The 24,520-nt window shown below is 68.9% G+C and carries 30 protein-coding genes; 12 read left to right on the top strand and 18 right to left on the bottom strand.

The annotated features are described in order from the left end of the window. Positions 1-201: 201 nt before the first annotated feature. The 3 genes from ABR737_RS21180 to ABR737_RS21170 all read right to left on the bottom strand — a co-directional run bounded on the left by ABR737_RS21180 (position 202) and on the right by ABR737_RS21170 (position 2,447). Positions 202-909 (bottom strand): DUF4291 domain-containing protein, encoded by a 708-nt coding sequence (locus tag ABR737_RS21180; protein ID WP_350251704.1) that lies wholly within the window; start codon positions 907-909, stop codon positions 202-204. A 461-nt stretch (positions 910-1,370) separates the two neighbouring features. Continuing rightward, the gene (locus tag ABR737_RS21175; RefSeq protein WP_350251703.1) at positions 1,371-1,919 is read right to left on the bottom strand and encodes a nucleoside deaminase; all 549 of its coding nucleotides are present in this window, start codon (positions 1,917-1,919) and stop codon (positions 1,371-1,373) included. Positions 1,920-1,994: 75 nt separating this feature from the next. After that, a complete protein-coding gene (locus ABR737_RS21170; protein ID WP_350251702.1) occupies positions 1,995-2,447 on the bottom strand; it encodes a PLD nuclease N-terminal domain-containing protein in 453 nt (150 codons plus the stop codon). Between the two features lie 88 nt (positions 2,448-2,535). On the opposite strand from ABR737_RS21170, the gene ABR737_RS21165 reads away from it, so the two are divergent. Further along, entirely contained in the window at positions 2,536-3,996 is a 1,461-nt protein-coding gene (locus ABR737_RS21165) for a menaquinone biosynthesis decarboxylase (protein ID WP_350251701.1), read from the top strand. Next, positions 3,993-4,895, top strand: a complete 903-nt coding sequence (gene mqnP / locus ABR737_RS21160) for a menaquinone biosynthesis prenyltransferase MqnP (protein ID WP_350251700.1) — start codon at positions 3,993-3,995, stop codon at positions 4,893-4,895. The genes ABR737_RS21165 and mqnP overlap by 4 nt, the downstream gene beginning before the upstream one ends. Before the next feature lie 27 nt (positions 4,896-4,922). Here mqnP and ABR737_RS21155 read toward each other — a convergent pair whose 3' ends face one another. Further along, positions 4,923-5,516 (bottom strand): rhomboid family intramembrane serine protease, encoded by a 594-nt coding sequence (locus ABR737_RS21155; protein WP_350251699.1) that lies wholly within the window; start codon positions 5,514-5,516, stop codon positions 4,923-4,925. Positions 5,517-5,632: 116 nt separating this feature from the next. Between ABR737_RS21155 and ABR737_RS21150 the strand changes: the two genes are divergently transcribed. Next, a complete protein-coding gene (locus ABR737_RS21150) occupies positions 5,633-6,361 on the top strand; it encodes a UbiX family flavin prenyltransferase (protein ID WP_350251698.1) in 729 nt (242 codons plus the stop codon). Here ABR737_RS21150 and ABR737_RS21145 read toward each other — a convergent pair. Further along, a complete protein-coding gene (locus tag ABR737_RS21145; protein ID WP_328386060.1) occupies positions 6,358-6,492 on the bottom strand; it encodes a hypothetical protein in 135 nt (44 codons plus the stop codon). The two genes, ABR737_RS21150 and ABR737_RS21145, sit on opposite strands and share 4 nt — an antisense overlap. Positions 6,493-6,620: 128 nt before the next feature. On the opposite strand from ABR737_RS21145, the gene ABR737_RS21140 reads away from it, so the two are divergent. The 5 genes from ABR737_RS21140 (at position 6,621) to ABR737_RS21120 (ending at position 11,320) form a co-directional block, all read left to right on the top strand. Beyond that, a complete protein-coding gene (locus ABR737_RS21140) occupies positions 6,621-7,079 on the top strand; it encodes an Lrp/AsnC family transcriptional regulator (RefSeq protein ID WP_042155701.1) in 459 nt (152 codons plus the stop codon). A 219-nt stretch (positions 7,080-7,298) separates the two neighbouring features. Beyond that, complete coding sequence (gene mqnE, locus ABR737_RS21135; protein ID WP_350256871.1) at positions 7,299-8,462, top strand: aminofutalosine synthase MqnE; 1,164 nt, start codon at positions 7,299-7,301, stop codon at positions 8,460-8,462. A gap of 44 nt (positions 8,463-8,506) precedes the next feature. Continuing rightward, positions 8,507-9,031, top strand: coding sequence for a GNAT family N-acetyltransferase (locus ABR737_RS21130; protein ID WP_350251697.1), 525 nt, complete (start codon positions 8,507-8,509; stop codon positions 9,029-9,031). A 138-nt stretch (positions 9,032-9,169) separates the two neighbouring features. Beyond that, positions 9,170-9,460 (top strand): DUF4229 domain-containing protein, encoded by a 291-nt coding sequence (locus tag ABR737_RS21125; RefSeq protein WP_350251696.1) that lies wholly within the window; start codon positions 9,170-9,172, stop codon positions 9,458-9,460. Positions 9,461-9,955: 495 nt separating this feature from the next. Beyond that, on the top strand, positions 9,956-11,320 hold the full coding sequence (locus ABR737_RS21120; protein ID WP_350251695.1) for a dicarboxylate/amino acid:cation symporter: 1,365 nt from the start codon (positions 9,956-9,958) through the stop codon (positions 11,318-11,320). A gap of 157 nt (positions 11,321-11,477) precedes the next feature. Here ABR737_RS21120 and ABR737_RS21115 read toward each other — a convergent pair whose 3' ends face one another. The 4 genes from ABR737_RS21115 to ABR737_RS21100 form a co-directional block, all read right to left on the bottom strand. Further along, on the bottom strand, positions 11,478-12,086 hold the full coding sequence (locus ABR737_RS21115) for a hypothetical protein (RefSeq protein WP_350251694.1): 609 nt from the start codon (positions 12,084-12,086) through the stop codon (positions 11,478-11,480). Continuing rightward, a complete protein-coding gene (locus ABR737_RS21110) occupies positions 12,079-12,240 on the bottom strand; it encodes a hypothetical protein (protein ID WP_350251693.1) in 162 nt (53 codons plus the stop codon). The genes ABR737_RS21115 and ABR737_RS21110 overlap by 8 nt, the downstream gene beginning before the upstream one ends. Before the next feature lie 239 nt (positions 12,241-12,479). Next, a complete protein-coding gene (locus tag ABR737_RS21105; RefSeq protein ID WP_350251692.1) occupies positions 12,480-13,082 on the bottom strand; it encodes an Ig-like domain-containing protein in 603 nt (200 codons plus the stop codon). A 288-nt stretch (positions 13,083-13,370) separates the two neighbouring features. Further along, a complete protein-coding gene (locus ABR737_RS21100) occupies positions 13,371-14,249 on the bottom strand; it encodes an alpha/beta fold hydrolase (protein WP_350251691.1) in 879 nt (292 codons plus the stop codon). 268 nt (positions 14,250-14,517) lie between these two features. On the opposite strand from ABR737_RS21100, the gene ABR737_RS21095 reads away from it, so the two are divergent. Both ABR737_RS21095 and ABR737_RS21090 read left to right on the top strand, forming a co-directional pair. Beyond that, entirely contained in the window at positions 14,518-15,222 is a 705-nt protein-coding gene (locus ABR737_RS21095) for a TetR/AcrR family transcriptional regulator (RefSeq protein WP_350251690.1), read from the top strand. A 994-nt stretch (positions 15,223-16,216) separates the two neighbouring features. Further along, positions 16,217-18,199 (top strand): AMP-dependent synthetase/ligase, encoded by a 1,983-nt coding sequence (locus ABR737_RS21090; RefSeq protein WP_502964351.1) that lies wholly within the window; start codon positions 16,217-16,219, stop codon positions 18,197-18,199. 101 nt (positions 18,200-18,300) lie between these two features. On the opposite strand, the gene ABR737_RS21085 is transcribed toward ABR737_RS21090, so the two are convergent. Together ABR737_RS21085 and ABR737_RS21080 are read right to left on the bottom strand one after the other, a co-directional pair. After that, entirely contained in the window at positions 18,301-18,711 is a 411-nt protein-coding gene (locus ABR737_RS21085) for an ATP-binding protein (protein ID WP_350251689.1), read from the bottom strand. Further along, a complete protein-coding gene (locus ABR737_RS21080; RefSeq protein ID WP_350251688.1) occupies positions 18,708-18,926 on the bottom strand; it encodes a hypothetical protein in 219 nt (72 codons plus the stop codon). The genes ABR737_RS21085 and ABR737_RS21080 overlap by 4 nt, the downstream gene beginning before the upstream one ends. A gap of 112 nt (positions 18,927-19,038) precedes the next feature. Between ABR737_RS21080 and ABR737_RS21075 the strand changes: the two genes are divergently transcribed. Continuing rightward, positions 19,039-19,896, top strand: coding sequence for a helix-turn-helix domain-containing protein (locus ABR737_RS21075; protein WP_350251687.1), 858 nt, complete (start codon positions 19,039-19,041; stop codon positions 19,894-19,896). Continuing rightward, the gene (locus ABR737_RS21070; protein ID WP_350251686.1) at positions 19,877-20,092 is read left to right on the top strand and encodes a DUF397 domain-containing protein; all 216 of its coding nucleotides are present in this window, start codon (positions 19,877-19,879) and stop codon (positions 20,090-20,092) included. The genes ABR737_RS21075 and ABR737_RS21070 overlap by 20 nt, the downstream gene beginning before the upstream one ends. 50 nt (positions 20,093-20,142) lie before the next feature. Here the strand turns inward: ABR737_RS21070 and ABR737_RS21065 are convergent, their stop codons facing one another. The 7 genes from ABR737_RS21065 to ABR737_RS21035 all read right to left on the bottom strand — a co-directional run bounded on the left by ABR737_RS21065 (position 20,143) and on the right by ABR737_RS21035 (position 24,491). Next, on the bottom strand, positions 20,143-20,454 hold the full coding sequence (locus tag ABR737_RS21065) for a hypothetical protein (RefSeq protein WP_350251685.1): 312 nt from the start codon (positions 20,452-20,454) through the stop codon (positions 20,143-20,145). Positions 20,455-20,471: 17 nt separating this feature from the next. After that, positions 20,472-20,609: a hypothetical protein gene (locus ABR737_RS21060; RefSeq protein ID WP_176956267.1), complete on the bottom strand. Its 138-nt coding sequence runs from the start codon at positions 20,607-20,609 to the stop codon at positions 20,472-20,474. A 157-nt stretch (positions 20,610-20,766) separates the two neighbouring features. Next, a complete protein-coding gene (locus ABR737_RS21055; protein ID WP_350251684.1) occupies positions 20,767-21,204 on the bottom strand; it encodes a hypothetical protein in 438 nt (145 codons plus the stop codon). Between the two features lie 61 nt (positions 21,205-21,265). After that, positions 21,266-23,065 carry an alpha/beta hydrolase gene (locus ABR737_RS21050; protein WP_350251683.1) on the bottom strand — a complete coding sequence of 600 codons (1,800 nt, stop codon included), beginning with the start codon at positions 23,063-23,065 and terminating at the stop codon, positions 21,266-21,268. 8 nt (positions 23,066-23,073) lie between these two features. Beyond that, positions 23,074-23,412, bottom strand: a complete 339-nt coding sequence (locus tag ABR737_RS21045; protein WP_350251682.1) for a hypothetical protein — start codon at positions 23,410-23,412, stop codon at positions 23,074-23,076. A 329-nt stretch (positions 23,413-23,741) separates the two neighbouring features. Continuing rightward, positions 23,742-24,038: a WXG100 family type VII secretion target gene (locus ABR737_RS21040; RefSeq protein ID WP_350251681.1), complete on the bottom strand. Its 297-nt coding sequence runs from the start codon at positions 24,036-24,038 to the stop codon at positions 23,742-23,744. A 90-nt stretch (positions 24,039-24,128) separates the two neighbouring features. After that, positions 24,129-24,491, bottom strand: coding sequence for a WXG100 family type VII secretion target (locus ABR737_RS21035; protein WP_328386083.1), 363 nt, complete (start codon positions 24,489-24,491; stop codon positions 24,129-24,131). Between the last annotated feature and the right edge of the window lie 29 nt (positions 24,492-24,520).

Raw genomic sequence — 24,520 nt, 5'->3', positions numbered from 1 at the left:
CCTGAGTCGCGTGAGCCCTCAGTGGGCCGACATGACTGTGGCGGCGCCCGGGTTTCCCGGGCAGGGGGAGGTTGCTGAACGATGCAGCAATTGGCTGTGAACGGCCGAGAGTTGGCCGGGGACCGCTACGTCCCGTACGTCACACGCACCAGTGCCCCGCGGACCGTGCGGCGGCCGGATTTACGCGTGCCGGAAGGTGTATCAGGACACGCGGCCGAGGCCCGGAGTTCCCCCGGGTGCCGGGTAGGGGCGCTCCCCGGGCAGCAGCGCGGCGGCCGCCGCCATCTCCCCGGCACCCACCAGCGCATGGATCTCCCGGGCCAGCGGCGTGACATCCGTGATCGCCACCGTCCACTCATCGGCATACCGGCGCGACGCCTCCCCCGCCAGCCCCAGCTGCAGCGACCGGTACGGCAGCGCCTGCAGCCGCAGATCCCGCTCCGGATCCCACTGCACCCGCGCCGGCGCCCCCTTCAACTCCCGCCGCCAGGCCGCACGGTCGGCGTGCTCGCCCGGCTCGTAGTGCGACAGACACGCATGCCCCAACGCCCAGTCGAACCCCGCCCGCTCGATCTCCACAGCGAGCACAGTCTCCTGATCGGCCTTGGCCCCCCACCCGCACCGGTACATCATCCACAGGAAAGAGGGCTTGATCCATGTCATCCGCTCCCGCTTCCAGGCAGCAGGAAACCGCCCGTCCCGCGCCGCCGGCACACCCAGCGCGGGGGAGTACGCCTGATAGACGGTCACCGTTGTCTCGGTGTACCGGGCGCGGATGCGGCGGGGTGGTTCGGTGGGGTGGGCGGGGGAGTGGGCGGTCTCTACGGGGGCGTTCGCGGCCTGCGCGGGGGCGTTCGCGACTTGCGCGGCCTGCGCGGGGACGCCGGGGGCTTCGGGGGTGGTGCTCATGGCTGGTCATCCTGACGGAGGGCGGGGACCGGGGGCCAGCGAATTGCGGGGCCGGGGGAGCGCCGGCCTGCGGCAGCGGCCGATCAAAGGGTGCCGGAGTGGCCGCTCGGGATTTCTCCTGATGACGTGGCCGATCGCGATGTCCCTGCGCCCGCCTCCGTGTAACGCCCGTGCGTACCGTCGCCTTGATGTCCGAGGCCAGATATCGAAGGGGGATTTGGGAATGAGTGCAATGGATGAAAAGGCGCCGTTGGACGTCTCGAAGCGACTGCGGTGTTGCATCTGTGGCCAAGGAACAGAAACAGCTGACGACTACGTATCCATGACGCTGACCACAGACGAAACAGGTGCCCAGCAGGGGCTGGGCGGTCACGCCGAGTGCCTGAACCGAGTACTTGCGCCTGGATTCAGCGTAGAGATGCATCTCATGTAGGTGCTGGGTAGCGCGTGCCCTCGGCTGCTCACTCGCCCCCGATGTCCTCCTGCCACAGCTCCGGCCGTTCCTTGATGAAGTCGCGCATCATGGCCGCGCATTCGGGGTCGTCCAGGAGGACGATGCGGACGCCGTGTCGGGCCAGCCAGTCGTGGCCGCCGTGGAAGGTGCGGGACTCGCCGATGATGACGCGGGAGATGCCGAACTGGCGGACCAGGCCGCTGCAGTACCAGCAGGGGGAGAGGGTGGTGACCATCGTCGTGCCGCGGTAGGTGCGTCGGCGGCCCGCCGCGCGGAAGGCTGCGGTTTCGGCGTGCAGGGTCGGGTCGTCGTCCTGGACGCGGCGGTTGTGGCCGCGGCCGAGGAGGGTGCCGTCCGGGCCGTAGAGGGCCGCCCCGATCGGGATGCCGCCCTCGGCGAGACCGGTGCGGGCCTCGGCGAGCGCCGTTGCCAGCATGGCGCGGGCCTGTTCCTGGACGTGGGCGGGGTGGCCGGTCAGGTCGCTGTGACCGTCGACGTGGCCGTGCAGGCGAAGCTCGTCGCGGTCCTGGCCCCAGTCCTGCGTACGGTCGTCCATGAATTCACCGTACGTCGGGCGGCACGACGTGGGGAGGCACGACGCCGGGCGGCACGAATGACGCCGGCGGCACGCTCAGGGAGTTTCTTCGGGGCCGTTCGCCGTACCGCCGTTCGCCGTACCGCCGTTCGCCGTACCGCCGTCCGCGGTGCCACCGCTCTTGCGCCGCAGTTCCTCCTCGCGGCGGCGCAGGTCGGCCTCCCAGTCCTTCAGCAGCGCCTCGTCCTTCTTGTTCTCGCGCTGGAGGGAGCGAAGGAACTCGGGATTGTCGTCGGGCGCGACGAACTTCGTGCGGTGGTTGCGGTGCCAGGCGGAGGGCGTGGAGCCGCCGTCCGTCGCCGGCTGCCGCTGCTTGCCCGCCACCAGCCAGGCGACCGGGCCGACCAGCACCTCGCCGAAGAGCAGGATGATGATCACCCAGATCACCTTGGGCAGTCCGCGCACCTGGGATTCGGGCGTGTTCAGGCAGTCGATGAACGCGTAGATCCACAGCGCCAGCACCAGGAGGAACGGCAGATACCTGAGCATTGCGGAACGAGCCCCCTGCACACGACGGCGGGCCCTCGCCGGGGCCCGGTGACCCGTCCAGGGTAGTGCGTACCCGATACTGGACGGCATGGCTTACGACGATCTTCGCTCGTTCCTGCGTGCACTGGAGCGGGAGGGCGACCTCAAGCGCATCAAGGCCGAGGTCGATCCGTATCTGGAAGTCGGCGAGATCGTGGACCGGGTGCAGAAGTCCGGTGGCCCGGCGCTGCTCTTCGAGAACGTCAAGGGCTCGGCGATGCCGCTCGCCATGAACGTCTACGGCACCGACCGCCGCCTGCTGAAGGCGCTGGGCCTGAAGTCGTACGAGGACATCAGCGGCAAGATCGGCGGACTGCTCAAGCCGGAGCTGCCGCAGGGCTTCGTCGGCGTACGCGAGGCGTTCGGGAAGCTCGCGGGCATGACGCACGTACCGCCCAAGAAGGTGAAGGGGGAGAGCGCGCCCGTCCAGGAGGTCGTCCTCAAGGGCGACCAGGTCGATCTGGACCAGCTGCCGGCGCTGTTCACCTGGCCCGAGGACGGGGGCTCCTTCTTCAACCTGGGGCTGACGCACACCAAGCACCCGGAGACCGGGGTGCGCAACCTCGGCCTCTACCGCCTGCAGCGCCACGACAAGCGCACCATCGGCATGCACTGGCAGATCCACAAGGACAGCCGCAACCACTACCAGGTCGCCGCCAAGCGCGGGGAGAAGCTGCCGGTCGCGATCGCCTTCGGCTGCCCGCCGGCCGTCACGTACGCCTCGACCGCGCCGCTGCCCGGTGATATCGACGAGTACCTTTTCGCGGGCTTCCTCCAGGGCAAGCGGATCGAGATGGTCGACTGCAAGACCGTGCCGCTGCAGGTCCCGGCGCACGCCGAGGTCGTCATCGAGGGCTGGCTGGAGCCCGGCGAGATGCTTCCCGAGGGCCCGTTCGGCGACCACACCGGTTTCTACACGCCGCAGGAGCCGTTCCCGGCGCTGACCATCGACTGTGTGACGATGCGTAAGCGGCCGCTGCTCCAGTCGATCGTCGTGGGGCGCCCGCCGACGGAGGACGGGCCGCTGGGGCGGGCGACGGAGCGGTTCTTCCTGCCGCTGCTGAAGATCATCGTCCCGGACATCGTGGACTACCACCTGCCGGAGTCCGGCGGCTTCCACAACTGCGCGATCGTCTCGATCGACAAGAAGTACCCCAAGCACGCACAGAAGGTCATGCACGCCATCTGGGGCGCGCACATGATGTCGCTGACCAAGCTGATCGTGGTCGTGGACGCGGACTGCGATGTGCACAACCTCCACGAGGTCTCCTGGCGGGCGCTCGGCAACACCGACTACGCCCGCGACCTCACCGTCGTCGAAGGCCCCGTCGACCATCTCGACCACGCCTCCTACCAGCAGTTCTGGGGCGGCAAGGCGGGGATCGACGCGACGGAGAAGTGGCCCGAGGAGGGCTATACGCGCGACGGCGGCTGGCCTCACATGGTCGAGTCCGACCCGCGGACGGCGGCGATGGTCGACCGCCGCTGGAAGGAGTACGGACTCTCATGAGCAGCGCATCCGCCGCGGTCCCGCAGCCGGGTCGCACCAAGGCCTTCCTGCGCCTGGTGATGATCGAGCACTCGGTCTTCGCGCTGCCCTTCGCCTATATCGCGTCCCTGACCGCGATGTACGAGTGGGACCGGCACGTCCACTGGGCGCGGCTGCTCCTCGTCACCGTGGCCATGGTCGGGCTGCGGACGTTCGCGATGGCCGCGAACCGGATCATCGACCGCGAGATCGACGCCCGGAACCCGCGTACCGCGCACCGCGAACTGGTCACCGGAGCGGTGTCGGTGAAGTCGGCGTGGACGGGCGCGGTGATCGCACTCGTCGTCTTCCTGGGCGCGGCTGCGCTGCTGAACTTCCTGTGCCTGGCACTGGCGCCGCTCGCGGTGGTGCCGATGGTGGTCTATCCGTACGGCAAGCGGTTCACGAACTTCCCGCAGGCGATCCTCGGCCTGGCCCAGGCGATGGGCCCGATCGGCGCCTGGCTCGCGATCACCGGGTCCTGGTCCTGGGAGGCGGTGATCCTCGGCCTCGCGGTCGGCATCTGGATCGGCGGCTTCGACCTGATCTACGCCTGCCAGGACGTGGAGACGGACCGTGAGGTCGGGGTGAAGTCGGTGCCGGCCCGCTTCGGTATCCCGGCCGCGATCTGGGGCGCGCGCGGCTGTCACCTCGTCACGACGGCGCTCTTCGCCTGGTACGCGCTGGCGACCGGCGCGGGCGCGTTCTTCTGGCTGGGTCTGGTGATCGTGGCGGCGGCCTTCGTGTACGAGCACACGATCGTGAAGCCGCACGACCTCACCCGGCTGAACCGGGCGTTCTTCCAGGTCAATGGCTTTATCGGCATTGCGCTCTTCGTGTGCGCGCTGCTGGATCTGCTGGTGCGGGGGCTGACGGTCTGAGGGCGGGCCGGCCGGTCCGCCCCGAGGCTAGATGCCGGGCCGGACACCGGCCCCGGTGAGGTCGCCGCGGGAGCGCTCCCGGAAGGCGAAGGCCGCCAGCACGCCGCCGATCAGCCCGAAGAGATGCCCCTGCCAGCTGATGCCGTTGTCGGACGGCAGCGCGCCCCACAGGATCGAGCCGTAGAGCACGCCGATGACCAGGCCGATGCCGATGTCGAGGGCGCTGCGTTCGATGAAGCCGCGCACCAGCAGATAGCCGAAGAGGCCGAAGACGACGCCCGAGGCGCCCGCGGTGTTGCTGTCCGGCGCGGCGGTGAACCACACGCCCAGCCCGCTGGCGAGGATGATCAGCAGGACGACCGCGAGCAGGCGGCCGACCCCGCTGCGCAGCGCGGCGACAAAGCCGAGCAGCAGCAACGGCAGGGTGTTCGCGGCGAGATGGGCGAAGCCGAAGTGCAGGAAGGCGGCGGGCACCACATCGAGCAGTTCGGCGGGCTCGCGCGGCTGGATGCCGAAGGTGTCCAGGCTGCCGCCGGTGGCGACGTCGACGCCCTCCAGCAGCCAGAGCAGTGCGACCCAGCCCAGCATCAGGCAGATCGCGGGCTTCGCGCGTGATCTCATCTCCGGCCGTCCCTTCTCGTCCCCCGGTGGGGCGGCCCTGGGCGGGTCCGCGCGCGGGGCGCACAGGTAAGAACGGCCGTGGTGGGGTCCGCGGTTCCGCCGGATAGGCTCGATGCGTGGAGCCGCCGCACAACGACACCAGTAAGCAGGGCCCCGGCCGACGCCGTCCGTGGGTCGTGGGGATTTCCGGCGCGTCCGGGACGCCGTATGCGGCGTCCGTTCTGCGCGGGCTGCTCGCCGCCGGGGAGGCGGTGGATCTGATCGTCAGCCGGGCGTCGCGGCTGACCTTGCTGGACGAGACCGGCATCGCCTTCCGCGACGCTCATTGGCGCGCCGACCTGCGGGAATGGCTGGCGCGCGGGGCGGACGGCAAGCCGTCGGCGTTTCCGGTGACGGAGGCGGACCTGGCGGATGTGCGGTACTGGCCGGCCGGGGATCTGGCGGCCGGGCCCTCGTCGGGTTCGTATCCGGTGAAGGGGATGCTGATCGTCCCGGCGAGCACGGCGTGTGTGGCCGGGGTGGCGCTCGGGCTCTCGAAGGATCTGCTGCAGCGGGTGGCGAGCGTGACGCTCAAGGAGCGGCGCCGGCTGGTGGTCGCGGTGCGCGAGACCCCGCTGAACGGTCCGACGCTCAAGCATCTGGTGACGCTGGACGAGGCGGGCGCCGTGGTGGCGCCCGCCTCACCGGCGTTCTATGCGGGGGCGACGCACATCCAGGATCTGGTGGACTTCGTCGCCGGCCGGGTGCTCGATGCGGCGGAGGTGCCGCACGGGCTCTACCGGCGCTGGGAGGGAGAGCTGCGGGGCGGCTCCAAGGATGCAGAGGAGGCCCCGGACGCCGGCTAGCGCTTCTTCGCTGCGGCGGCGCGGCCGAAGAGGCTGCGGGTCCGCGGTGCCGCGGCCCGGTGGGCACGTGAACGATTGGCCTGGTCCTGCAGCTCACGCATGCGGGCGTAGGCCATCTCGATCGAGTACACGGTGACAACTCCTGGGATCGTCTGTGATCGTCGTGATCGACTGAAAGATTCACAGGGTCAAGGCCCTGTATGCCTTAGATTCTACATGCAGAACCCGAATATGCGTAAAGATTGGAAGGCTTGAGGGCATGGACGCGGTGGATAGGCAGCTCATCCAGGCACTTCGCGAGAACGGCCGGGCCTCGTATGCCGAGCTCGGCCGGCTCGTCGGCCTCTCCGGGCCCAGCGTCACGGACCGGATCAACCGCCTCGAAGCGGCGGGTGTGATCACCGGTTACCGCGCGACGGTGGACGCCGCCTCGCTCGGCCTCGGTGTCACGGCGCTGGTGGGCATCTCGCTGTCGGACGCCACCGACCACGAGGACGTCGCGCAGCGGCTGCGCGACCTCGAGGAGATCGAGGACTGCTGGTTCATCGCCGGCGACGACTCGTACATGCTCAAGGTGCGGGTGGGGGACGTCGACGGGCTGGAGCGCACCATCCGGCGGCTGTCCGGCACCAAGGGTGTCTCCCGTACGCGCACCACGATCGTGCTCTCCACCAAGTGGGAGAACCGCGTCGGCCAGCTGCCCGAGGAGGCCGAGTAGGACGCGGAGGCCGGGCGGGCCCACCGGACGGCGGGCGGGCAGGCCCACCGGCCACCGGGCGCCGCTCGGCGCCCGGGAGCGGACGGGCGCGCCAAGGGGCCCCCGTCCGCCCCTGCCATGGGGGAGTACGCTCGTCGGAGCCCGTTTCCGGCTCCGGACAAGGCACCGGAACGGCACCGAATACGGCAGAGACTGGGAGGCGACCGGATGGCTGCGTCGATGGATGTGGGCCTCAAGCGTGAGCTGGAGGCGAAGGTCCACGCCGGGGAGCGGCTGACCCGCGAGGACGGTATCGCCCTCTACGAGTCCGACGACCTGGCATGGCTGGGCGGCCTCGCCCACGAGGTGCGCACGCGCAAGAACGGCGACGTCGTCCACTTCAACGTCAACCGCCACCTCAACATGACGAATGTGTGCACCGCGTCGTGCGCCTACTGCTCCTTCCAGCGCAAGCCGGGCGAGAAGGACGCGTACACGATGCGCATCGAGGAGGCCGTCCGCCTCGCCAAGGCGATGGAGGGCGACAACCTCACCGAGCTGCACATCGTCAACGGTCTGCACCCGACCCTGCCGTGGCGCTACTACCCGCGCTCCCTCAAGGCCCTCAAGGAAGCCCTCCCGGAGGTCTCCCTCAAGGCCTTCACCGCCACCGAGATCCACCACTTCGAGACCATCTCGGGCCTGACCGCCTCCGAGATCCTCGACGAGCTGATCGACGCCGGCCTGGAGTCGCTGACCGGCGGCGGCGCCGAGATCTTCGACTGGGAGGTCCGGCAGCACATCGTCGACCACCGCACCCACTGGGAGGACTGGTCGCGGATCCACCGCCTCGCCCACGAGAAGGGCCTCAAGACCCCCTCGACGATGCTCTACGGGCACATCGAGGAGCCGCGCCACCGCGTCGACCACGTTCTGCGGCTGCGTGAGCTCCAGGACGAGACCGGCGGCTTCCAGGTCTTCATCCCGCTGCGCTACCAGCACGACTTCGTGGACATGCAGGACGGCAAGGTCCGCAACAAGCTCCAGGCCCGGACGACCATGGCGACCGGCGCCGAGGCCCTGAAGACCTTCGCGGTCTCCCGCCTCCTCTTCGACAACGTCCCGCACGTGAAGTGCTTCTGGGTGATGCACGGCCTGCAGACCACCCAGCTCGCGCTGCAGCACGGCGCGGACGACATGGACGGCTCGGTCGTCGAGTACAAGATCACGCACGACGCGGACAACTACGGCACGCCCAACAAGCTGACCCGTGAGGACCTGCTCGACCTGATCCGCGACGCCGGCTTCCGCCCCATCGAGCGCAACACCCGCTACGAGGCCATCCGCGAGTACCCGGGCCCCGACCCGGACCGCCGCGAATCCCCCCAGGCGATGCGCGTCTGACCTGCGCGGAAGCGCTGCCGGCAGGGAGGGTTAGGGTCCGGGTCATGGACGTGCGTTTCGACCTGGACCCTTCCGTCACCCCCGGACTCCGCGACGGGATATGCGCGTTGTGGGCCGATGTCTCCAACGCCGGCGGCGCGGTCGGTTTCCTCCCGCCGGTGTCGCCCGAGGAGGTCCGCCCCGATCTGCTCACGCACCTGACGGCCATGGCCGAGGGCCGTACCCGTCTGATGGCCGGCCGGGACGCGGACGGCCGGGTGCTGGCCACGGCCTTCCTCACCTTCAACGGCCACCGCCTGATGACGCACTGGCTGTGGGTCTACACGGTCATGGTCCACCCCTCCCTCCAGGGACAGGGCGCCGGCCGCCGGCTGATGGCCGCGGTCGCCGACGCCGCCCGCACCTTCGACGGCGTCACCGCGCTCCGTCTCACCTGCCGCGGCGGCACCGGCGTCCACCGCTTCTACGAGGCCTGCGGCTACCAAGAGGTCGGACGCGTCCCCGGCGCGATCAAGCTGGGCGACGGTGAATTCCGTGATGACGTCACCATGTGGCTGGAACTGGGGTGACCGGGGGCGGGCGGCCGGTCCGGGGCGGGTCCGCCGGTCCCGGGCGCGTCCCCGGCAGGGTCCACGAAGATCGCCCGAAGCGCTGTGCTTGACTGGATGCAGACCCTTTAGGTTGCCGTTGAGGAGAAGGTCCCATCCGTGAGTAGCCACAACTTCGCCACGCTCCGCTACACCGCCCTTCGCATCGGCCTCTTCGTCGCCTCGTTCGCCGTGGTGTGGGCGCTGGCGTACGTCCACGTCATCCCGCTCGCCGTCGGTGCCTCCAACACCGTCTGGCTGCTGCTGCTCGCCATCGTGATCTCCGCGCCGCTCAGCTTCGTGCTGCTGCGCAAGCAGCGGGATGCGATGTCCGAGCAGATCGTCACCAAGGTCGACCGGCAGCGCGAGCGCCTCATGGCCAACGCCGGCCAGGAGGACGGGGCCCAGTAGGGGACGAGTCCCGGTAACGGACGGGGCCGGCAAAGGCCTGGACCTTATGTAAGACGCCTCACAGCCGCTTCTCCACCACAGGCGCCCGGCGCCATGGATTCCGCTCCATGGCCGGGCGCCTGTCGCGTTCCTGACGGATGGTCCGGTGCGCCCGCCTCCCCGCCGGTCCCCCCGGAACCCAAAGATTTTCTTTGGGTTCCTCAAAGTTCAAGTGTTAATGTACGTGACATGAAGACAGCAGCCGCGCCCTCGTCCCCCAGGAGCACTCCGCTCGTGGCGCGCCTGCACGTCGATCTCTGCCGCTGTATGTCCGCGGCCTGTTGCCGCCGCTGACCGCTTTCCCCAGCGGCCGGAGATCTTCTCCCCGACCCCTCCGGGCGGGAGAGGCCCCCGCCGCGTCTGCCCTGCAGCCGCTCTCCTTTTTGGCGCGCTTCTTTTCGCCGTCCCGCCGTCCTTGACGTCCCCGACGTCTCCCCTGTCCCCGGAGTGTGTCCGTTGTCCACGTCTGCCGAGACCGCCGAGCCCTCACAGGCTCCCCAGACCCCCAAGTCCTCCCGGATACCCAAGGTCCCATTCTGGGCGCAGATCCTGGCCGGCCTCGCCCTGGGCGTGCTGCTCGGCTGGATCGCCAAGAGCGGTGACCTCGGCTGGCTCACCACCACGCTGCAGCACATCGGCGACCTCTTCGTCCAGCTGCTGAAGCTCGCCGTGGCCCCGCTGGTCTTCTTCGCGATCCTGGTGTCGATCACCAATCTGCGGCAGGTCAACAACGCCGCCCGGCTCGCCAGCCGCACCCTGCTGTGGTTCATGGCCACCTCGCTGATCGCCGTCGCGATCGGCCTGGCAATCGGCCTGCTCACCAACCCGGGCGCGGGCACCGGCCTGACTCCGAAGGACGGCAAGCTCCCCGACCACGCGGGCTCCTGGATCGACTTCCTGACCGGCATCGTCCCCACCGACATCATCACGCCGTTCACCGAGCTCAACGTCCTGCAGATCGTCTTCATGGCCGCCGTGGCCGGCATCGCGGCGCTCCAGCTCGGCGAGAAGGCCGAGCCGGTCCTCGCGATCAGCCGCTCGGTCCTCGAACTGCTCCAGAAGGCCCTGTGGTGGGTCATCCGCCTCGCCCCGATCGGCACCGTCGGCCTCATCGGCAACGCCATCGCGACGTACGGCTGGAACCTGATCGGCAAGTACGCGACCTTCACCGTCGACATCTACGCCGGCTGCGCGCTCGTCCTCTTCGGCGTCTACCCGCTGCTGCTGTCGACCGTCGCCAAGGTCAACCCGCTGCAGTTCTTCCGCGGCGCCTGGCCCGCCATCCAGCTGGCCTTCGTCTCCCGCTCCTCGGTCGGCACCATGCCGGTCACCCAGCAGGTCACCGAGCGCCTCGGTGTGCCGCGGGAGTACGCCTCCTTCGCGGTGCCGTTCGGCTCGACCACCAAGATGGACGGCTGCGCCTCGATCTACCCGGCGATCGCCGCGATCTTCATCGCCCAGATCTTCGACGTCCCCCTCGGCATCGGCGACTACGTCCTGATCGCCTTCGTCTCCGTCATCGGCTCCGCCGCCACCGCCGGTCTCACCGGCGCGACGGTGATGCTGACGCTGACCCTCTCCACGCTGGGCCTGCCCCTGGAGGGCGTCGGCCTGCTGATGGCCATCGACCCGATCCTGGACATGATGCGCACGGCCACCAACGTGGCCGGCCAGTCGGTCATCCCGATCCTGGTCTCCGCCAGGGAGAAGATCCTGGACCGCGACGCGTACAACAACGCCGAGGGCGCGGGCCTGGGCGGCGGAGACGCCATGTCCGCCGAGCAGAAGGTGACGGTTCCTGCTCCGGCAGTCGCTGGATAGCGGAACTGGCGGTCACGCCAAGAGTCCTGGCTGTGAGCCTGGGTTACTTCCGGCGCACGGCCGAGCGGACGGACGGCGCCCTCAGCCATTGGCCGGGGCGCCGTCGTTGCCGATCCGTCGTGCGTGCACGTCCTCGGCCTGACCCATCGGACACGCCCTAGCAGCCTCTGGCGCGGGCTGCCTTGGGAAGCAGGGTGTCCATGAGTTTTTCCAGCTTAGGACGCAGCGCTTTCGTGCTGGTGAAGTTATTGACGGAGATTTCCAGCGTGAAGCTGCGGGCCGGCCGGCTGCGGCTGTCGGACGGCGCTCCGGAACAGCTGCTGGTTCCCAAGGCGCTCCCGGAGTAGCCTGCTATGTGCCCGTCAGGCCGTGCCCAGGATTTGAGGTCCGTATGCCTGACGTCGCCTTTCACGACTTGCGCCGCAGTTACGTTCTCCGAATTCCGTGTTGCGTCCACTGACAGCGCTGTGTTCCCGTCGACGTAGTACTGGCAGAAGAACTCGGCTTTGCTGTCGTCAGGGAAGGCGTCACCGTCGAACTCGACCCGGTCTCCCGGGGGAAAGAAGGGGCGAATCAGGTCCCGGCTCACGGGGATGCCGCAAAGGTCCTTCGGTATGGCGTAGTTGACCTGCGGACCGCCACAACCGGACGCGAGCAGGGTGAAGCTGAGCACGGCGGCAGCTGACGCTGAAGCCGATGCAGCCGTCCGCCGCCAAGCCGGTACCCGTGAAGCGGTGTTCCGGGGCTTGGCCACCTGGTCAGCCATGACGAGCGTCCTCCCACTGCGCCCCCGAGGTGTGCCCGTCCATGGCGGCGTCCGAGGCGGAATGCGAGAGGTCCGTCACGGTGGAATGGTTGAAGTGGCCGCGCTCAGCGGCCCGTTCGACAGCTGCCCGTGCCGAGTCCTGTGCCGCTTCCATCCCATGAGTGTATTTCTGGCCGGCTTCGTATTGCGGCCGGGGTCTCGCGGTGGCTGACAGACGAAGGCCTCCTGCCAACGGCTCCACCAGCATCAGGCTTGACGCGGTCGCGGTCGCGGTCGCGGTCGCGGCCGACGGCGCGGAGCGGGAGGTCTCCGTGCCGTCGGCCGCCCGGCTGAGCTCGCTTCGACTGCGCCCCTGTCTCTTTGAGCCGAGGGCCCGCCGGCGAACTGTTCCGATCACATACGAGCCCGGGGCGGGCAGGCCTTCGACCCATGGACGCCCCATTTGCTGTTGCCCTTGCCGCCGTGGTCGTGGTCGTGCTCCCGGTCACCGCACCGCCTGACGACATGGGTGAGGGTTTCAGGGTTGCCGCGGTTGGACCGGTAGTTGGTGTCACCGGAGTAGGCCGCGGTGAGGGTGCGGGTGCCGGCGCCGAGGATCCTGACGGTCAGTTCGGCGACGCTGCAGTTGTCGCCGTCGGGCCGCAGCTGCGCCGTCCCCACGTGGGTGCCGTCGACCGTGAAACTGACGGTGCCTGTCGGACGGGGCGCGCCGGATGCGGGGTGGGACGGGCAGACGCGGTCCGTCAGCTTGACCGGTTCTCCCGGCCGGGAGGGGTTCGGCTTCGACTTGAGGTAGGTGGTGACGGGCTGGGAGGCCGTCGTGTAGGTGAGGGTGACGTGCCCGTTCTCGGTGTTCGCACCGGTGGCGAAGGTACTGCCCGCCGGCCCGGCGCTCGATCCGCCGCCCCGCCACGGCCACCGCCACCCGAGAACAGCACGTCGGTGGTGGCGGTGGCGCCACCGCCACCGCCGGACACGCCGCCCGCCCCCCGCCACCACCGGAATTGATCGACGCCGCGCCGTCAGGCAACCCGGATGGGCGTGGACGGCGGGCCATCGAGACGCATCCGCACGGCCGCCCGCCACGGTGTGGACGAATGCCCTGGTGGCACGGGGCGGCTGCGCACCGGCCGGGCCCGGCAGCCCGGCCGTGGTCTTGGTCTTCCCGATGCCTCACGGAACGCCCCCTCGTCCGCTGCTCGTGCGGCGTGCTAGACGGCGCGGCCCGGGCCCGTTCTTGCCCCAAGGCCGGGGCACCTCCGCGTTCGTGTCCGGGCTTTCCGCTCAGCCCTCCGCCCCTCCCGTACGGCCCAGGATCGCCGTGGCGAGTGGCCCGAGTACGGCGGGCGGCAGGGCATGTCCCATCCCCGGGATCTCGACAAGGGACGCGCCGCGGACGCACTGTGCGAGGTGCTGGGGGTGCGGCGGCGGGAAGACCGGGTCGGCGGGGGCGCAGATCACGAGCGCCGGCACCTCGTTTTGGGTGAGCTGGTCCGTGCGGAGCATCCCGTCGTGTGCCGCACGGCCGTGTGCGGTGCTCGCCCGGTAGTGCCCGGTGTGCTCGATGACGCGCTGTTCAAGAGCGCGGAAAGAGTCGGTGTCGAAAGGCAATTGGCTACCGGCGAGTATCCGACAGTGTTCGATCCGGCGCTGCATCTCTGCCGCCTGTCCGTGATCCTCGGCCGGGCGGGCCCACAGCTCCAGGAGCTCGGGTGCGATGCCCGGCAACTCGTCGACCGGGATCTTGGCGCCGTCCGGGCGGGTGTACGGGGTGCTGCTGAGAGCACTGGTGCTGATGAGAGTGGCGCTGAGCAGTCGGTCGGGGTGGTCCGCCAGCACCATCTGGGCCAGCATGCCGCCCAATGACATGCCGACGATGTGAGCCCGGTCGATACCCAGCCCGTCCAGGACCGCGATCACGTCATCCGCGAGATCGGCGATCCGGTACGGCTGTTCCTCGAAGGGCCAGGTCGAGCGGCCGGTGTCGCGGTGGTCGTAGCGGATGACCCGGTGGTGCGCGGCAAGCGCATCGACCAGTGGCTCGGGCCAGCCGACGGCACTTGCCTGGGCGCCCATGATCAGGAGTAAGGGATCCGTATCGGCGGCACCGCGCTGCTCGGTCCACAGGCGGATGCCGGGGGCTGCGTCGATGAACTGCTGCATGGGGCTGTCCTCCAGGAGGGGGCGGGCACACTGGCACGCGGGCATCGCAGCCGTGGCATTGGCATTGGCATTGGCGTTGGCTGGGACTGCGGCCGCAGTCGTATGGGGCAGCCGCGGCCGGATTCGCACCGGATGGGCATCCACAGGGGCCAGCGCGACGAGACGTAGCGTCTCGTCATGTCGGGAACGTGTCAAGGGAGATGGGGCCGGGAGGCGAAGATCGTAAACTTACTTTGCAGTAAAGGGGCGGGACGGAGGGACATTCAGGGTGGGAGCTGTGAAGAGCAAGCGGGTGCCGCGCGCGGTCCGGGAGCAGCAGATGCTGGACGCCGCGGTGCTGACGTTCGCACGGCGTGGTTATGCGGCGGCCTCGATGGACGAGATTGCCGAGGCGGCGGGGGTCTCCAAGCCGCTGGTCTATCTCTACCTGAATTCGAAGGAAGACCTGTTCAGCGCGGTGATCCGGCGGGAGTCGGAGGCGCTGGTGGCGGCTGTGACGGCGGCCGTGGAGCCGGGGGCGACGGCCGACCGGCAGTTGTGGAGCGGTCTGCGCGGGTTCTTCGCGCACACCGCCGAGTATCCGGACAGCTGGGCCGTACTCCACCAGCAGGCGCGGACGCACGGTGAGCCGTTTGTGCGTGAAGTGGCTGTGGTGCGGGGGGAGATCGTCGCATTTGTGACGGGGTTGATCGGTGCGGCCGCAAAGGAGGCGGGCTGCGTCGGCGAGCTGGACGAGCGGGAGGTCGCCGGGCTTGCCCACGCCCTGGTAGGCGCGGCCGAGTCCCTGGCCGGGTGGGCCAACCTCCGTACGGACGAGGGGCCTTCGGGGGAGGGGGAGCATCCGTCGGCGAAGGACACGGCGGCCACGATGATGAACTTCGTCTGGGCGGGCCTCGGTCGTCTGATGGAGGGCGAACGGTGGGCACCCGGCGGGCTCATCGGCCGGCAGGGGCGGTCGGTCGCCAGGGGGTGAGGCGGACGGCGGTCCGGCCCGACGCGGCTTCCTGGCCGGGCTCGCCTCCCTGTCGCCCCTGGGCTGGCGCCTCTGGTCTGGTGCCGGGGCGCTGGGTGGGTGCCGCTCAACTTGGGCTTCGGTGGCCCGGGTCCGGGCTGGGGATGGGGATGGGGCTGGGACCCGGGCTCGGGCGGCCTCCGGTTCCGGCTCAGGCCGGCTGCTCCGGATCCGGATCCGTCTCAGGCGGGCGGGCCCGGGGGAGGGCCGTGCGGGCTGCGGCAGACCGGGACGGTCAGGGGCGAGGCCGACGAAGCGGCGGCCGAGGGGCGGCCGAGGGGCGGCCGACAGGCGGCCGACGGGCAGCCGACGGGGTGGCCCGATGGGTTGGTCGGTGTGCGGCCGGGCCCGGAATTGCCGAGATCAAGGGAGTTACGGCCATTGGCCAACTCCCGGTCCTCGCGTAGATTTACTTCGAAGTAAGGTTACTGTCGGGTCAGAAGCTGGGGCGAGGATGTGTTCCACGGATACCACCGCCGGGGGCGAGCCTGCCGCCATCGGCTGTTATCGCCGCTCCTGCGCCGCCGTAACGCCCCCTGCTCACACGGGTGTCCGGACCTGACGTCCCCAACGCCGCGATGACGCAGGGCAGTCCGGCAGTCCGACACCACGGACGGGCCGGGCACAGGGCACGGCACTGGACACGGCGCGGCCCACGGCGCCGGCTTCGTCCGCCGCTGCCCGAGGGGGCGCGACCCCCTCCACCTCTCTTACCCACCGCCCCCACGGCGTTTGCGGCCCTGGCCGGCTACGACGGGCCCCCGGCATGGCCAATCGTGGCCCCATGGACGGCCCTTGCGCGACCCCGCCGTCCTGCACGAGCCCCATAAGCCAAGAGCCCCGTAAGCAGCCCGTCGACGAACCCCTCCGCACCCCTGCATTCCCCCCTTCGCCCCTTCCCCCCCTTCACTCCTCCCCCCTCCCCGCACTCCACAGGAGAAACGAGGACCCGCTCGTGTCCAACCAGGAAAGTGCACCCCCCACCTCACCCGTCCACCCGGCCGACACTCCCACTGCCGCGCCTGCCACCACCGCCCCCACCGGCCGTACCAACCCCACCGGCCCCACCCTCGTAGAACCCCAAAAAACCCTGCTGAACGGCACGGTCCGCGAGGTCTACGTCCCGGCACTCGCCCCGCCCGTCCACAGCGGCTCGCTCGGCGATCTCCCGTTCCACAACGCCGTCGAGGCCCCCGCCGACGTCGTCCTGGCACGTAAGCAGCCCAGCGGCACCTGGCGCGACATCACCGCGGCGGAGTTCGCCGTCGAGGTGCGCGCGGTCGCCAAGGGGCTGATCGCGCTCGGCCTCCGCCCGGGCGACCGGCTCGCGATCATGGCCCGTACGACCTACGAGTGGACCCTCATCGACTTCGCCGCCTGGGCGGCCGGCCTGGTCACCGTCCCCCTCTACCCGACGTCCTCCGCCCGCCAGGCGCAATGGATCCTGCACGACTCCGGCGCCCGCGCCTGCGTCGTGGAGAACGTCGAGGAGACCCGCCTGATCAGCGGCCTGCGCGCCGAGCTTCCGGGCCTCGACCACCTCTGGCAGTTCAACACCGGCGCCGTCGCCCAACTCGTCGCCGAGGGCCGCGCCCTGCCGGACTCGGTGGTGGACGAGCGCCGTGCCGCCACCGGCCCGTACGACCTCGCCACGCTCATCTACACCTCGGGCACCACGGGCCGCCCCAAGGGCTGCGCCCTCACCCACGCCAACTTCTTCGCCGAGGTCGACAACGCCGTCGAACTCCTCCACCCCGTTTTCAAGTCGGTCAGCGAGGAGCCCGCCTCCACCCTCCTCTTCCTGCCGCTCTCGCACGTTTTCGGCCGCATGGTCGCCGTCGGCGCCCTGCGCGCCCGGGTCCGCCTCGGCCACGCCCCCAGCCTCCAGACCGACGACCTGCTGGCCGACCTGGCAGGCTTCCGGCCGACCTTCCTCCTCGGCATCCCGTACGTCCTGGAGAAGGTCTACAACACGGGCCGGGCCACCGCGGAGAAGATGGGCCGCGCCGCCTCCTTCGACCGCGCGGCCCGTATCGCCCGCTCGTACGGCGAGGCGGTGGAAGCCAAGGAGCACGGCACGGGCTCCGGCCCCGGGGTCGCCCTCAAAGCCGCCCGCAAGTTCTACGACCCGCTCGTCTACCGCCGTATCCGCGCGGCCCTAGGCGGCAAGGTCCGCTACATCCTCAGCGGCGGCTCGCCCCTCGGCCACCGCCTCGCCGCCTTCTACACCGGCGCCGGCATCGAGATCTTCGAGGGCTACGGCCTGACGGAGACGACGGCCGCGACGACCGTCACCCCGCCCCTGCGGCCCCGCATCGGCACGGTCGGCTGGCCGCTGCCCGGCACCGCGGTCCGCATCGCCGAGGACGGCGAGATCCTGGTCCGTGGCGGCCATGTCTTCTCCGGCTACTGGGACGCGGCCCTCGGCGCGGCCCGCCCCGTCACCGATCAGGGCTGGCTGGCCACCGGCGACCTCGGTGCCCTCGACGCCGACGGCTACCTCACCATCACCGGCCGCAAGAAGGAGATCCTGGTGACCACGGGCGGCAAGAACGTCGCCCCGGCCCCCCTGGAGGACCGCCTCCGCTCGCACCCCCTCGTCGGCCAGTGCCTGGTCCTCGGCGACAACCGCCCCTACATCACCGCTTTGATCACGCTCGAACCGGACGGCCTCGCCCACTGGTGCCAGATGAACAAGAAGCAGGATCTGCCGCTGGAGCGCCTGGTCCACGACGAGATCCTGCTCGCCGACCTCCAGCGCGCCGTCGACGACGCCAACGAACTGGTCTCCCGGGCCGAATCCATCCGCCGCTTCGCCGTCCTCCCGGTGGACTTCACCGAGGAAACCGGACATCTCACCCCCTCCCTGAAGCTCCGCCGCGCCGCCGTCACGCGCGATTTCGCCAAAGACATAGCGGGCCTTTACGAAAGCAGGTGACCCCTGCTCTGGAGCCCGAGCCCCCGGCGCGTCAAACTGGAACCCCGTGTCACCTCTGTGGGGGAGGTGGCACGGGGTCTGACGTGCGTTGTCGTGGCGTTTTACGCCCGGCTGACCTCGCAGGGCCGCCCGACCTCGCACCACACGGTCTTGCAGGCGCCCTCCCGCCGCACCCCCCACCGCAGCGAGACGGCCTCCATCAGGGCCAGGCCCCGCCCGCGCTCGTCGTCGCCGCCCGCCCGCAGCAGCACGGGCAGCGCCCGCGCGTCGGGGTCGGTGACCTCCACCCGGATGCTGTCGGCGGCCCCGCCGATGACGCGGACGACGACCGGGGTGCCCTCCCCGACGTGCCGGATCACATTTCCCACTATTTCGCTGACACAGAGCTGTACCTCGGCGCACGGCCCGCCCAGGTGCTCGCGCACGGTGCGCCGGAGCACAGGCACTTCCTTGGGCAGGGCAAGCAGCTCCAGCGTGAGCGGCCTGGAAGAGGGCTCGGAAGACGTGCTCATCGCGCGGCCGCCGCCTTACGAAGCGCCTCGGCCAGCTTGCGGGCGGTGGCCGTGTTGCAGTTACCGAGCGCGACAAGCGGCACCGCGTAACTGCCGGCGAACCCCGGCAGGTCGATCCCGAGGGACGGCAGCGTGATCCCGTTGTCCCTGAGCGCGCTACGCAGCAGCTCGGTGCAGTCCTGCACGTCGTCGTCGTGGTGGAGGTGGCTGGGCATGGGGCGTACGCCTTCCTGTGCGCATGGTGACGAAGTGCTCACAGCGTGACGTCACGGGGCGTAGCGTGGAAGGGGTTCGGACCCCACTGCGCGAACCGTGGAACGGTGAACCATGCCTGCACGCAAAGACGTTGACGGATCGGCGAGCGTCCCCGCCTTCTACGGCGCCGAGCTGCGCTGGAAGCGGGAGGCGGCGGGCCGGACTCTCCAGGAGACGGCCAACGGCAGCTTCTTCGGGCCGAGTTACCTGAGCGAGATCGAGCGCGCTACGCGGCGGATGCCGCTGGAACTGGCTCGGCATGTGGACCGGGTCTTGGAGACCGATGGGTTCTTCGAGCGGCGATGTGAGGACGTACGCAAGGCGAGGCGGGGTGCGCACGCCGAGTACTTCGCTCCGATTGCGGAGGCGGAGACGCGGGCTCGGGTCATCGAACGGTGGAGCAATGCGCTCATCCCCGGTCTGCTGCAGACCGGGGCGTACGCGCGGGCGGTCATCCACTCCACGCACCCCCTCGACCTGCCGGAGGAGGTCGAGGTGAAGGTCCGGGCCCGGTTGCAGCGGGCCAAGCTCTTCGACGCTCCGAAGAAGCTGGAGTACTGGGTCATCCTCCATGAGTCTCTGGTGCGAGGCGCGGACCCGCTTCTGGCGCCTTCGGAGATGGCCGAACAGCTCGACCAGATCGCCGGCTTAGTGCGGCGTCGGCGCGTCTTTCCACAGATCCTGCCGTGTAATGCCCCGACTCGCCCCTTCATGGAACTGTCGCTCATGTTCATGGAGTTCGATGACGAACCGCCGCTGATGTACACGGAGGGGCCCTACCACGGCCAGACCTTCGACGATCCGGCCCTCGTGCAGCAGTACCGGAAGGCATACGATCGTCTCAGGGCCGCCGCACTGCCACCGGAGGCGTCCCTCGCCATCATCGAAGAAGCGGCTGAGGATTATCGAAATGGCCAGCAAAACCCTTGACTTGAGTGCCGCATGTTGGCGGAAGAGCAGCTACAGCAATGGTGACGGCGGCGAATGTCTGGAGGTCGCCGACGACTTCCCCGGCCTCGTCCCCGTACGGGACTCCAAGGTGCCCGAAGGCCCGGCCCTTATCGTCCGCGCCGTCGCCTGGAGGCGCTTCGTCACGGCCGTCAAAGCCGACTCGCTCGGCGTCTGAGGGCGCGTCCGGCAACATCGCCCTGCCCCTCGTCCGCACGGGCTCCGCTCTTACGTCGGGGGCAGGGCCACAGCCGTCTGCATCTCACACGAGTTGCACCAGAACGCCCACCCATTGGCGTCCACGGACCGCGACCCGCACGCCAGGCAGGGGTCGCCCACAAAGCTGGCCGCCACCCACGCGCCGGCCGTCGCCGCGCGGCGCCCCGCGGTCGCGCACTCATCCGCATAGCAGGGGATGCACAACCCGCCCTGCTGACCGGGCAGTTTCATCGACCGTATCCCGCAGGTCGCGCACGGAAGCCGGTCGACGTACTGCGCGTCCAGGCCGACCGGCTTGCCGTTCCTCTCGAAGGCCGCCACGCCTGCCTCCGCCTCCTCTACGCCAGGACGGTTCCGGTGCCACCGCACCCGGAACACTGCGTGGTGACCGCATCGCCCATCGGCGTCTCCCACTCCACGGTGCCTTGGCCGCCACAGTCGGGGCAGGGCTTCTGCGGGGGCATGTCCTCGCTCATCTTGCCCAAGGTAGGCCGCTCCATGTTGTCATGTGAGCACTTTCCGTGATCACTTCGTCATGGGCACTGCCCGACAGTGGCTGGCCTGGTGTCGATACTCCATCGCAAGTCGGCACAGTCATGGGCCCTCGTCGACGCGGCCGTCCGGGGGCAACCCTTAGTCGGGCTTCTCGGTCTTGAAGCAAGCGGATTCGAGTGTGACTTCGATGAAAGAGGGGTCTTTTCCATACTTTCGCTGGTCGTGTAGCCTGATGTCGACGGAGAATTCTTCACCCTTGGAGTTCGCTACGATCTGCGGAGCTTTTGATGGGCTACCGTCAAAGCCGTCCTTGACGATCTTCCAGCCCTTCCTGGGAAGCCCTTTTCTCAGTCGATCCATGGCTTCCTTCATGTCGTCGATCGGAACGTCGTACAGGCTCCAGGGGTGGTGATCCCTGTACACGCCCCCCGAGTACCCCGAGCACGGCATGGTGAACGGCCCCGACTCTGCCAGCTTCCCCTTCAAGGCGATGAGACCCAAGATTTCGCTGGAAGCCCTCTTCGTGCTCTCCTTATTTTCCTCGGCGCTTCGCACTTTTGGATCATCTTTATTCATTTGTGAACATCCTGCCATCAGCATGCACGTCAAGAGTGCCTGTATTGTTCGTGGAATTCGCCTAGTCATAATCCACCATTTGATACTGTCCGGTGATGACGGCTGCCTGGTTCTTCAAGCTAACTGATCCCTTGTCCCAAAAAGCGCCATGATCTCCTGCATCGCTCTTCATGATGTTTCCGCCGAATTCCACATCAGTGGGGATGGTCCGGTCGCCACCGAGGCCGACATTCTTACCACCCTCGCGGACGAACAAGTCACTCCAATCACCACCCATCGCCCACATGTGCTTGGGTTCGATACCGAGGTCCGCGGCGTGGGCCGCCTGCATGCCGGGGCTGCCGGCGACCATGACGTCGTCTGCAGGTATCGAAGCCCCATTCCAGCTCGCGGTCTTGGCCGTATCGCCGATCAGCGTGCTGCCGTAGCTGTGCCCCATGACAGTGGTGTGGCCGTGGCTGCCGGTCGCGTACTGATGGGCCGATCTGTTGCCTTCGAGGTAATCGAGCAGTCTTGGCGCACCCTTTTCCGCGAACTTGTCCTGCGTGGCCTCCGTGAAGATACCGTCCGGGGCGTCGTAATCGAGCCAGGTGATGGTGGAGATCTTCTTCCCCGGGGCGAGCTTGTTGCTCTCGCCCCAAAGGTACTCGCTGCGTTTGAGGTCCGAAGGTGTGTCGCCATCGTCCTCGCCGATGGTGGCGATGTCCGACTTGGTGCCAGGGACGTATATAGCGGTGTGGTGAGCTGTGTCAGGATTTCCGTTGGCGAGAATCACTCTTCCGTTGCCCTCGCCATCGGGGTCGAACCCCAGGAGGTAGGCCTCGGGGAGATCGTCGTGGCCGGTCCGGTCAAAGCGGTCCTGAATGGCCCGCATTCCCTTCAGCTTCCCCTCCAGGCGCTCCTTCTCGTGATGCCAGTCCAGCCACTTCTGGCTGTATTTCATGTCGCCGCGGGCCCCGACGCTCTCGAACTCGGGTGGCTCCGCTTTGGTGAGCGCAGCCAGCCTTACCTCGTACTGGCCACGCGTCTCCGCGAGGACCGTACGGTTGGCCTCGTCGCGAGCATCGGCGGGCAGGCCGTTCATCGCTCCGATGCTCGCGGGATGCAGGGAAATGTAGGCGTCCCGTTCATCCGCGGACAGGTGTTTCCACCACTCCGCGTTGTCCTCCGGGGCGCCGTGCTGGGGCGGTTCCTTGACGCTGTCCAGATAGCGCTCGGCGCCGTCGCTTACACCACCCGTGTCCTTCTTGGCGTCGACCCAGTCCGCGGCCGATACCGTCAGGTCGTCGTCAGCCTTGAGTCTGCGCAGTTTGGGAGCCCACTTCTCGTCGGCCGTTGTGGCCTCTTCGAGGGCTGCGGTGATGCGGTCGGCGTAGGCCTGTGCCCGCGCGAAGTGGGGGTTGGGGTCGAAGTTGGCCGCCTGCCGGTTGAGCGCCTTGGCTGTCTCGTCCGTGACGCCGTTCGCCGTGCCACCCGGCGGGGTCTTGCCCCGGTACTCGTCACCCGCTGCCGGGTAGGTGACCGAGCCGTCGTTTCCCACAGTGAATTTCTCGCCCTCCGCATCCGCCACCGCCGCATCGAGCTTCTTCTTGGCGGTTTGCAGGTCGGCGGCAAGGGCGTTGAGCGCGGTGCTGATGACGCCGCACTCCACCTGGGTGTAGTGGAAGTCCTGTGCCAGCGAGCGGAGTTGCGTGAGAGCGGCCTCCGCTGCCTCGCCGGAGAGCGACTCCCGTAACTTGACGTTGATGCGCTGCTCAAGCGCGTCCTTGGCTGAACTCGCCATATGGCTGGCGGCGCGATATCCGTCCGCGGCGTCCTCGAACTCGGATGTCTTGAGGTTCTTGAGCGTCGAGTAGTCCATGGCTCGGGTCACTTCCCCTGCTGCCGGCCACCGACGGCGGGGGTGTCCGCGTACTGCTGGGAGAGCTTGCTGAACGAGCCCTTGACGGCTGCGTCGTTCCCGTACAGCTCGCCGCCCGCCTTCTCCATCCGAGCCTGGACGGCGCCGCACCGGCCGCTCAGGGCCTCCAGGTACCGCTTCCAGGAGCGGTAGACATCCTGCTGTGCCGCAGCGCTCTGCACGCCACTGCCGCCGGTGCCCAGACCCTGCTGCTCCTGTTCCAGCTTCGCCAGGGCCTTTTTGATGTCGCCGCGTAACGACTGGACCTCGCGCCCCGCCGTGGTCCACACGGATCGCTTGGACTTCAAGTCCCCGGAGCCGCCATCCGAACCGCCTCCGCCGGCGCTCGCGAGCCGTAATCCGCGCCCTTCGCCGGCCTCCCGCTTGAGCGCGGCCCATTCTTCGTCCCAAGACACAGCGTCCCCCGTCATCCTCGCTGGTATACGGCTGGAAATCCTACGGCGATGGACCATGCGGGGCCTGAGTACGGCTACTTATGAGCCGTGAGCGCTACTGCCGCGCTGACCATCTATGCCCGAGGGGACTTCTCCGTGCCGGCTCTCGAACTCTCCCAGCGCTATTGGGGTGGGCGTACATTCGCTGCACGCCCACCCCAAGTCACCTGGGCTGCCGATCGCTACTGGAAGAACCCGGCAGCCCGGCGGTCCGTCGCCCGGTAGTCCGCACTGCCCGAACGGATCTTGGTTGCGACCTCGTGCAGGGTGCTCTGGATGTGGCTCGCGCGGCTGTTCCACTGCCGTTCCGCGGCCTGGAAGGCCTGGTGGGCCTCGCCTTCCCAGGAGTTGGAGACGCGCTTGACCGCGCTCCAGATCCTGTCGAGTTCGGCTTGCAGTTCCTTGGCGGAACGCTCGATGTCGGCGGCGGTCTGCTCTACCGCGCCGTATGTCACCCGAAGGTTCTCGTCGCCGGCCATTTCTCCCCCACTGCTGGTGGCTGATCGGTGGATGTCGCTTTACCTGGAGGCCTGCTCCTCAGGCGTAAGCACAGGTGCAGGCGCGGGTGTTCAGTAGTTGCTGATGCCGCTGGTGGAGCCGGTGTTGAGCTGGCCGCCGGGGGCGCCGCCGTTGACGTCGATGCCGCGGAAGCTGGAAAGCACCTCGGAGTCGTTGGACTGGCTGGTGGTGCCGGTCTGGGCGATCGCGTCGTTGATGCCGTCGAGCATGCGGCGCAGGGCGGCGTGGTCCTCGTTGAGGGCGTTCTGGGCCTGCTTGAAGGCGCTGGCGCCCTGGCCGGTCCACGCCGACTCGACGGCGGAGATGGCGTTGACCAGCGTCCGCAGCTGGGACGACATCGCCTGACTGCCGCTCTGGATCTCGTTCTTGAGCTTTTCGATCTCCGCATAGGTAAGTGCGGTATTCCCTGCCATGATCCACCTTCCCCCATGAGTGGGTTACA

It is taken from the genome of Streptomyces sp. Edi2, from assembly GCF_040253635.1.
GTDB lineage: Bacteria > Actinomycetota > Actinomycetes > Streptomycetales > Streptomycetaceae > Streptomyces.
Note: the sequence above shows the minus strand (reverse complement) of the source record. Positions and strands in the feature narration are given on the sequence as shown.

Coding starts and splice junctions, on each gene's coding strand:
- ABR737_RS21100 (WP_350251691.1), bottom strand. CDS start 14,249: ATGCAGCAGTTCATCGACGCAGCCCCCGGCATCCGCCTGTGGACCGAG.
- ABR737_RS21170 (WP_350251702.1), bottom strand. CDS start 2,447: ATGCTCAGGTATCTGCCGTTCCTCCTGGTGCTGGCGCTGTGGATCTAC.
- ABR737_RS21060 (WP_176956267.1), bottom strand. CDS start 20,609: ATGAGCGAGGACATGCCCCCGCAGAAGCCCTGCCCCGACTGTGGCGGC.
- mqnE (WP_350256871.1), top strand. CDS start 7,299: ATGGATGTGGGCCTCAAGCGTGAGCTGGAGGCGAAGGTCCACGCCGGG.
- ABR737_RS21070 (WP_350251686.1), top strand. CDS start 19,877: ATGGCCAGCAAAACCCTTGACTTGAGTGCCGCATGTTGGCGGAAGAGC.
- ABR737_RS21140 (WP_042155701.1), top strand. CDS start 6,621: ATGGACGCGGTGGATAGGCAGCTCATCCAGGCACTTCGCGAGAACGGC.
- ABR737_RS21035 (WP_328386083.1), bottom strand. CDS start 24,491: ATGGCAGGGAATACCGCACTTACCTATGCGGAGATCGAAAAGCTCAAG.
- ABR737_RS21080 (WP_350251688.1), bottom strand. CDS start 18,926: ATGCCCAGCCACCTCCACCACGACGACGACGTGCAGGACTGCACCGAG.
- ABR737_RS21040 (WP_350251681.1), bottom strand. CDS start 24,038: ATGGCCGGCGACGAGAACCTTCGGGTGACATACGGCGCGGTAGAGCAG.
- mqnP (WP_350251700.1), top strand. CDS start 3,993: ATGAGCAGCGCATCCGCCGCGGTCCCGCAGCCGGGTCGCACCAAGGCC.
- ABR737_RS21175 (WP_350251703.1), bottom strand. CDS start 1,919: ATGGACGACCGTACGCAGGACTGGGGCCAGGACCGCGACGAGCTTCGC.
- ABR737_RS21155 (WP_350251699.1), bottom strand. CDS start 5,516: ATGAGATCACGCGCGAAGCCCGCGATCTGCCTGATGCTGGGCTGGGTC.
- ABR737_RS21075 (WP_350251687.1), top strand. CDS start 19,039: ATGCCTGCACGCAAAGACGTTGACGGATCGGCGAGCGTCCCCGCCTTC.
- ABR737_RS21115 (WP_350251694.1), bottom strand. CDS start 12,086: ATGGCTGACCAGGTGGCCAAGCCCCGGAACACCGCTTCACGGGTACCG.
- ABR737_RS21110 (WP_350251693.1), bottom strand. CDS start 12,240: ATGGAAGCGGCACAGGACTCGGCACGGGCAGCTGTCGAACGGGCCGCT.
- ABR737_RS21165 (WP_350251701.1), top strand. CDS start 2,536: ATGGCTTACGACGATCTTCGCTCGTTCCTGCGTGCACTGGAGCGGGAG.
- ABR737_RS21085 (WP_350251689.1), bottom strand. CDS start 18,711: ATGAGCACGTCTTCCGAGCCCTCTTCCAGGCCGCTCACGCTGGAGCTG.
- ABR737_RS21180 (WP_350251704.1), bottom strand. CDS start 909: ATGAGCACCACCCCCGAAGCCCCCGGCGTCCCCGCGCAGGCCGCGCAA.
- ABR737_RS21050 (WP_350251683.1), bottom strand. CDS start 23,065: ATGGACTACTCGACGCTCAAGAACCTCAAGACATCCGAGTTCGAGGAC.
- ABR737_RS21055 (WP_350251684.1), bottom strand. CDS start 21,204: ATGAATAAAGATGATCCAAAAGTGCGAAGCGCCGAGGAAAATAAGGAG.
- ABR737_RS21130 (WP_350251697.1), top strand. CDS start 8,507: ATGGACGTGCGTTTCGACCTGGACCCTTCCGTCACCCCCGGACTCCGC.